The 7138-nt window shown below is 45.4% G+C and carries 7 protein-coding genes; 3 read left to right on the top strand and 4 right to left on the bottom strand.

What is annotated here, in order from left to right; all coding sequences use genetic code 11:
- The first annotated feature begins 78 nt into the window (after positions 1-78).
- Together QTL79_RS13205 and QTL79_RS13200 are read left to right on the top strand one after the other, a co-directional pair.
- The gene (locus QTL79_RS13205; protein WP_346353978.1) at positions 79-393 is read left to right on the top strand and encodes a hypothetical protein; all 315 of its coding nucleotides are present in this window, start codon (positions 79-81) and stop codon (positions 391-393) included.
- A 17-nt stretch (positions 394-410) separates the two neighbouring features.
- Positions 411-1247, top strand: coding sequence for an IS3 family transposase (locus QTL79_RS13200; RefSeq protein WP_346353979.1), 837 nt, complete (start codon positions 411-413; stop codon positions 1245-1247).
- Between the two features lie 84 nt (positions 1248-1331).
- On the opposite strand, the gene QTL79_RS13195 is transcribed toward QTL79_RS13200, so the two are convergent.
- Together QTL79_RS13195 and QTL79_RS13190 are read right to left on the bottom strand one after the other, a co-directional pair.
- Positions 1332-2591, bottom strand: a complete 1260-nt coding sequence (locus tag QTL79_RS13195) for a tetratricopeptide repeat protein (RefSeq protein WP_346355440.1) — start codon at positions 2589-2591, stop codon at positions 1332-1334.
- A gap of 15 nt (positions 2592-2606) precedes the next feature.
- Positions 2607-3896: a hypothetical protein gene (locus tag QTL79_RS13190; RefSeq protein WP_346355439.1), complete on the bottom strand. Its 1290-nt coding sequence runs from the start codon at positions 3894-3896 to the stop codon at positions 2607-2609.
- Positions 3897-4086: 190 nt separating this feature from the next.
- Here QTL79_RS13190 and QTL79_RS13185 point away from each other — a divergent pair, with 190 nt between their 5' ends.
- Positions 4087-5760 (top strand): methyl-accepting chemotaxis protein, encoded by a 1674-nt coding sequence (locus QTL79_RS13185; protein WP_346355438.1) that lies wholly within the window; start codon positions 4087-4089, stop codon positions 5758-5760.
- A 51-nt stretch (positions 5761-5811) separates the two neighbouring features.
- Here QTL79_RS13185 and QTL79_RS13180 read toward each other — a convergent pair whose 3' ends face one another.
- Both QTL79_RS13180 and QTL79_RS13175 read right to left on the bottom strand, forming a co-directional pair.
- Positions 5812-5988 (bottom strand): hypothetical protein, encoded by a 177-nt coding sequence (locus QTL79_RS13180; protein WP_346355437.1) that lies wholly within the window; start codon positions 5986-5988, stop codon positions 5812-5814.
- A gap of 12 nt (positions 5989-6000) precedes the next feature.
- The gene (locus tag QTL79_RS13175; protein WP_346355436.1) at positions 6001-7125 is read right to left on the bottom strand and encodes a glycosyl hydrolase family 28-related protein; all 1125 of its coding nucleotides are present in this window, start codon (positions 7123-7125) and stop codon (positions 6001-6003) included.
- Positions 7126-7138 lie beyond the last annotated feature (13 nt).

Here is a 7138-nt window from a genome sequence, read left to right as displayed (position 1 = left end):
TGAACTGAACCAATAAAAACGGACAATGACAAAACACCCCCAGTTGTAGATAATTAATCTATGACTGGGGGTGTTCATATGTCAGGGCAAAGAGGAATAAAACATTTTGGAGAACACATTATTCTCGACGTTCTAAAAATGAAAGAAGAAGGCAAAACGAATCGTGAAATTAGCGAGTTCTATGGATTTAAGGATAAATACGTAATCAAAGAACTAATCCGAAGACACAACCGAAAACAAAAGATGATTGAATCTGGAATTATTCCACGGAAAAAAGGCAGACCGCCTAAAAGCTATGTTACCATACAGGATAAAAGAGATAATGAAATCAAGCGTTTAAAGATGGAAAACGAACTATTACGTTCTTTTCTTCAAATCGTTGGAAGGAAGTGAGGCCATCTGTAAAATACATGGCAATTTATAAAAACCAAGACAGCTATTCTATCTCTGCAATGTGTGACTTTTTTGATGTATCACGCAGTGGGTACTATGATTTTGTTCATCGCATGAATCAACCGAATCGCAATGAACGAATCGTAGCAGAAATTGCGGTATGCCAAGAAATATCAAAAAGAACGTATGGATATCGAAGGGTTCATTTGTGGCTTCAACAGAATAGAAATATATTTATTGATCCGAAAACCGTTCTTCGCTTAATGAGCAAATATAATTTATTATCTCAAATTCGCCGACGTAAAAAATACAAGAGAATGCAGCAACAACTTCATAAATATGAAAATCTACTCAATCGTGATTTTGAAGCAACTGCGCCGAATCAGAAATGGGTTACCGACATTTCATACATCCATACACTCCAAGGAATCCTGTATTTATCAATGATACGCGATGCGTTTGATCGCAGTATTATTGCTTATAAAACAGGAACAGAACAAACTGTAAATTTAGTTCTTGAAACAATTCGAACTGCCATGAAAAAGGAAAAAGTCACTACAGAGCTGCAACTCCATAGTGACCAAGGGTTTCAATACACTTCACAGGGGTATTTTAACCTAACTAAAGAGTATGGTATTACACCGTCCATGTCAAGGCGAGGAAATTGTTATGATAACGCATTAGCTGAAAACTTTTTTAGTATTTTGAAAGCAGAATGCATTTCGAGAATACATCTCAAAACATTTGCAGAGGCTAACGAGGTTATCGATGAGTATATCTATTTTTATAATTTTGAACGCATTCAACTAAAAACAAAACTGACACCGTATGAAAAACGATGCCAGTTTGCGTAATTTAAAGCTATTCTACTTCTGGGCGTTTTATTTTATGTACGTTGTTTCTGGTTCAGTTCACATCGGCAGCCACGGGATTCTTTTTTATTTTACGCTCGCGCTGTTTTTTTCCCGTAAAGAATGTTGCCGGCTTTCTACCGCGCTGCGAAAAAAATCGCCAGCCTGCGCTGCTTGCAAATAACTGCCGTACTCTTGGAGCGCCCGGTACGGATGACCGTTATTCTCCAGCTGCAACGCGTAGATCAAATGCGTCAACGAGCCGCGCAGTTGCGGCGACAAGGCCAGATATGTTTTCCAATCGTCAAGCGCCGCTTCGTTTTGCGTACTATATAAGTGCAGCAATGCACGGTCTGCATAGAGCCATGCCTGCTGCGGCTGCCGTTCAATCGCTTTGTCCAGGTCTTCCAATGCCAGCTTGCGATTTTCTTCGGTCAGCAAGCCGCTCTGTTTCTTCATCGGAAAGTGCAGTCGCGATAAGGCGCGCACCGTATAAATTCTCGCATCGCTCGGATCAAGCATCATGGCCTTGTCGAGATCCAGCTTCGCCTGCCCTGGATTGGCTTGAATCAACGAAGCAATTGCCCGCTCGCAGTAGGCGGCCGTCGTAGGATAAGCCGCTATCGATTGCGTATAGTAATCTCCAGCCTGCATAAAATCGCTGAGTATTCCCGCTCCCAACGCTTTGCCGTAATCGCCCATCTCCAGGAGCGGCACGGGTTGTCCTAGTAAGATCCCCATCCCATACAATGCGATTTTCTCCTGCCAGAGTTGACCGCCACGCAGCAAACGATTTTCCATCGCCAAGGTTTGGCGATAACCGCGTTCCAACAGCAAATAGGCTTGCGTTTTTTTCATTCGCTCTCCTTTGCCGTCCGCCAAATCTTGCGCATATTTTTCCTGCAGATCATGCCACTGAGCCAACGTCCTTCGTCCATCGAATAGCGACGGCAAGGAAAAGTGCTGCAGATAAAGGGTTGCCTCTTCCTCCTGCAACGTAACGCGAGCCTTTACGCAAACAGTCTCCGTCTTGCCTTCGCCCTGTTCGCTCAGAACAGTCAACGACGACAGCGCCAACGCCGCTGCCTGATATTCCTCTTCACGCAAAACCAGCTCAGGACGTTGCCTCTGCCAGTATTGGCGAAGCTCGCCCGCCAAACGCGGAATCACTTTAGCCCTGGCTGCAAGCGCAGCCCGGTCTTTCGCCGAGCTTAACGACTCTTGTTGGTCAACGCTGACAGTCGCCTCTTGCACCGCTTCGCTTAAAACCGCTGCCGATGCAGTGGTCGCGATAAAACTGAAACATATCATTGCCATGCCGATTGCACGGCATAATCGTTTTTTCATGCTACTAGCCTCCTCTTACTGCCCAAGCGCTTGTCTAGATAAGCTGCTTTGATTCAAATTCTGCCAGCGCAGCTGCGCCAAACGATAAAAGAAACTGCCTTTCTCTTCGCTGCTCAGAAACGTCTGATACTGTTCCGCCGCTTTGTTCGCATATTGCAAGCGCTCCAGATACAAAGCATAACCCAGGCGCAATGGTGATTTTTTCCCTTGTGACGCCCTGGCTGAGAAATACTGTTCAAAATCACAAATAGCCGCTTCATGCAGATGATTGGCAGCGCGCGCCAGACCCCGTTCCAAATAAAGTTGCTTCGACTGCGGCAACAGATGCATCGCTCGCCCATAGTCCGCTTCAATGCCCCAATAATACGTCTGCGGATTCATAAGAAGTTGGGCCAACGCACGCGTTTCATAACATACAGGATCTTGCGGTTTTTTCTCAACAGCCCTGTTCAACAAACTGAGAATTTCAGGATTCGCTTTACCCGGTTCCAGTTTTTCCATAGCAGCCAGTAGTAAATGCGGTGCTGTTGGATTCATTTCCGCTGCTTTTTTCGCGTCTGCCTGGTATGAGAAGATATTGCTTAACGCTTGACTGCGGTATTTGCCAAACACCTTCTCCAAAGCCGTCATCCAGGTTGTTTGATTCTGTTCCCCGCTTAGCGCCAGCAGCGCGATTTCGCCGCTCCAGTTTTTCCAATCCATAGCGACCAAAATAATTTTATAGTTTTTCTCTTCCGCATCATAGACCGCCCTGTCAAAATAAAGAGCTGCCAAATAATCGTTTTCCAACTGCGCACGCTCTTCCTGCAACAGCACATTCTCTCTCAGTTCCGCGCTATAACGCTTGTGAAGACTTTCCAACTCACATAGGTTGTTTAAATCATAATAGAACAGCGTCGCTGCCGTTTCCGGCGCTTCTTGCAGAACCGCGGCCAAGACAGGCGCCGCTTCATCCGTCAGCTGTAAGCGAAGCGACGGCCCTTTTGCCTCCGCTTCAATCTTCTTTTTTTCCGGAATCCATTGTACACGCAATTGACTAAAAGCAATGGCCCTTACTTGTTCCTGCGTAAGCATTTCTCTTACTGCGCTAGGCAGCGCTCCGGCAAGTTTTTCCGTCGCCGTAGGCAGCGCTGCGAAACGAGCTTCCTGCATCCGCCATTGCCGATTCAATTCCTCTTTTTCTTTCGCTGCCGAAACAAATTCCGGCAACGCTTGAGTCGACTCATACAAAACGGCAGCCTGCGCCGCTCCCGTCGCCAAACACAGCCATACAGCCATGCCGATTAAAACCGTCCGAAACTTCATCCCGTTTCCCCCGCTTCTTTTTTTGCTAGCGCTCCATCGCATTGTTATATTATCCACCATTTCTGCCGCTACGGCCAGAAAAAGAAACTTAAATTATCACGCCAATAAGTTTTCCATTTATTGGAGGTTAAAAGTTTCAAATCACGAATAACCTTTAGTAGGACAACTATGTCAAAGGAGTGATCGGTTCATGAAAATTCAAACCCGTCTTATCCTTTCCAATTTACTTGTCTTTGCGATTATTTTGCTGGTCGTCGGCATGTCGTTATACGGTTTAGGCGAAATCCGCCAGCAATACCAATCCATTAACGACGACAACAATACCAGTATCATTTTACTGCGCGAAATTCAATTTTATTATACGGGACAAGCCAACGATGAACGCGGCGCTCTTCTGACCAAACAGCCTGAATTCCGTCAGGAGATTTTGCTGAAATCTGATCAAATAAAAAAACGTCTTGCCCAACTGCAGCCTTTGATGCTCATTGCAGAAGAGAAAAAGTTTTTCACGGCAATTAACGATTCCCACAGCCAATTCACCGCCTTAAATTTGCGCGTGCTTGATCTTGCCTTTGCCGGCAAGCAAAGCGAAGCGCAACAACTATCCTTTAATGAAGGACGCAAAGCGCGTAAAGATTTGGAAACCGTCTTCAACAGTTTAGTTGATCTGCAACTACAGCAAAAAGAACTTGGCATTCAAAGTGCGACAGCTACCTTCAACGCATTGCGTTTTCTGATGCTCGGCGCTGCACTGCTCGCTCTCCTCATCAGCTTAGGGTTCGGCTATTACACGACACGTAAGATAGTTAAGCCCATTCTCCAAGTGTCCGGTTACATGGCGCGAGGCGATCTGAATTTTTCACAATTGCCGCAATCAAACGATGAAATCGGGGTTCTGACTCGCTCTTTCGCCTCTTTGGTTGATCAACTCCGCAACATGGTTCTCGGTGTTCAACAAAACGCCGAACATGTGGCGGAAACAGCAAACCACTTGAGCAGCAACGCCAACCAGTCAGCGGAAGCATCGCAGCTTGTCGCAAACAGCATCGAGGACGTAGCGCACGGTGCACAAGAACAAGGCTCTCGCATTCACAGCACCTCAAAGCAAATCGAATACCTTTCTGCCACTCTGCAACAAACAGCTCACACGGTACAAGATATTGCCGCCGTTGCAGAAGAAAGCAGTAGTTCGGTCAAGCTGGGTAACCAGGCAGTAGACGATGCCATCAACCGGATGAGCCTTTTAGAAGGAACCGTTAACAATTCATCGCTAGCCATTGAAACACTCGGCGAACAATCAGCAAAAATTGATCAAATCGTAGCCGCCATTTCCGGTATCGCTGCACAGACCAACCTGTTGGCGCTCAATGCTGCTATTGAGGCGGCACGGGCTGGAGAAGTTGGGCGCGGTTTTGCGGTCGTCGCGGACGAAGTGCGCAAGCTGGCCGAACAATCTTCTGATGCAGCCAAAGAAATCGCGGAATTGATTCACGAAATACAAAGCGGCACCGCTGCCGCCATTCAAGCCATGCGCCAAGGAACTGCCGCTGTAGGCCAAAGCGCCGCCGCCGTCAACAATGCCGGCAGCGCCTTTGAGGAAATAGCGCGTCGCACTGTAATTATGACGGAAAGGCTGCAAAACATTTCTGCCGATGTGGAAGAAGTATCTGCGATTAGTCAGGAGGTCATTCAAGCCGTTCGAGAAATCGACTCCATTGGCCAACTGACGGCGCAGCAGACAGAAACCGTTTCCGCCGCAACAGAAGAGCAATCAGCATCTATCCAAGATATTTCGCATCTTTGTCAACAGATGCATACGATGTCTGCTGAACTACAGCAAGCCATTAAACATTTCCGCGTCTAAACACAAAGAGCACCTCTCTTTTCTAGTGAAAAGCGATGGTGCTCCTTCTCGTTAAACGCGTTTGTAACTTATCTGGCAACCGACAAAATCGCTCTCTTTATCATTCTTAATTCGATTCATACGTTTTTGATATGCACAGCTACAAAACTTAAAATTCTCTATCTGATATTCTTCTCCAATAAAGCAATTAGTAAACGTTCCACTATCATCTTTTTTTATTAATATCATTGACTAACCTCCCTACTTTATGATGTTGTTTATTGAAATAACGTTTTTCGCCGTTCTAAAATCAATCCCATTGGGCGCAGGTATGTTTTTAACTATATTATTTTTGATTATACCGCCACTGCCATCTGACGACAAATAAATTCCTGCCGTACTATAATTGCTGCCCGTTTTATCGACAATAACTGTATTACCAATAATCTTACAATTAGCGCCTTCCACGCCAATACCTTGCGTGGAATGGTACAACGTAATCATATTGCCTTGAACAAGTGTATTCTTAGCCAAAACCGATATGGCCGCCTGAAACTGCTTACCAGTAGCCGAATTGTTCGCTGTCTGATTTGCCACCATTGTATTATTAATGACCTTCACTCCAGAGACTTGGACTTTAACTGCACGCTTGTAAAAGTCACTAAATGTGCATTCTTGTATCGTCGCATCTGAAATCCAATTGCTATCACCCGTAATTTGTATGCAATCTCCATCTTCAAATCCACTTACTTTTGAAAAAACGCAATTAAGAATTGATACTTTTTTTACGTTCCAAGCAACTACAGCACGGTTCGCTCCAATATTATCGCCATTTTTCCCATTTTTCGGTCCACTAACATCGTGGATTTGGCAATTTTTAATCGCTATATTGCTGCCTCCTTTCAACCAAACAGCCCAGGATCCCATCGTTGTGTCGCCGCTTGTATTTCGTATTTCACATTTTTCAAGCGTAGTGTAATTTGCATTGTCATTCTTTACTGCAGTTTTTCGCTTCATATCTCCGTCAATAATCAAATTTTTTAAGGTTACATGATCAGTTGAAATATTAATGATTTCTGCACCGCCACCGCCGCCTTTGATAACCGTTCCCACATCGCCAACAAGCGTCACACCTGCAGGCATGTTAATTGTACTAATTTTATAGGTTCCAACCGGTATGTGAAGCGTTTGTCCACTCTTCAGCGACTTCAATGCCGCCTGAAGTGCTGCCGTATCATCAGTGACGCCATCCCTTTTAACGCCAAAAGTTGTAAGCTCGACCATATTGCCCTCACCCGCTTGGGCAAAAACTTTCCCTTGTTGCAGACCGCCCAGCAATATCAGCATCATTATCACTAACCATGTTATCTTTCCATGTTGCATCATAGCTGTACGCTCC

It is taken from the genome of Azotosporobacter soli, from assembly GCF_030542965.1.
In the GTDB taxonomy this organism is placed as follows: Bacteria; Bacillota; Negativicutes; order SG130; family SG130; genus Azotosporobacter; species Azotosporobacter soli.
The sequence above is the reverse complement of the archived record's forward strand: the minus strand, read 5'-3'. Positions and strand labels throughout refer to the sequence as shown.

Excerpts from the sequence above, each read along its gene's own strand:
- QTL79_RS13190 (WP_346355439.1), bottom strand. The coding sequence starts at position 3,896 with ATGAAGTTTCGGACGGTTTTAATCGGCATGGCTGTATGGCTGTGTTTG.
- QTL79_RS13180 (WP_346355437.1), bottom strand. The coding sequence starts at position 5,988 with ATGATATTAATAAAAAAAGATGATAGTGGAACGTTTACTAATTGCTTT.
- QTL79_RS13185 (WP_346355438.1), top strand. The coding sequence starts at position 4,087 with ATGAAAATTCAAACCCGTCTTATCCTTTCCAATTTACTTGTCTTTGCG.
- QTL79_RS13175 (WP_346355436.1), bottom strand. The coding sequence starts at position 7,125 with ATGATGCAACATGGAAAGATAACATGGTTAGTGATAATGATGCTGATA.
- QTL79_RS13200 (WP_346353979.1), top strand. The coding sequence starts at position 411 with ATGGCAATTTATAAAAACCAAGACAGCTATTCTATCTCTGCAATGTGT.
- QTL79_RS13205 (WP_346353978.1), top strand. The coding sequence starts at position 79 with ATGTCAGGGCAAAGAGGAATAAAACATTTTGGAGAACACATTATTCTC.
- QTL79_RS13195 (WP_346355440.1), bottom strand. The coding sequence starts at position 2,591 with ATGAAAAAACGATTATGCCGTGCAATCGGCATGGCAATGATATGTTTC.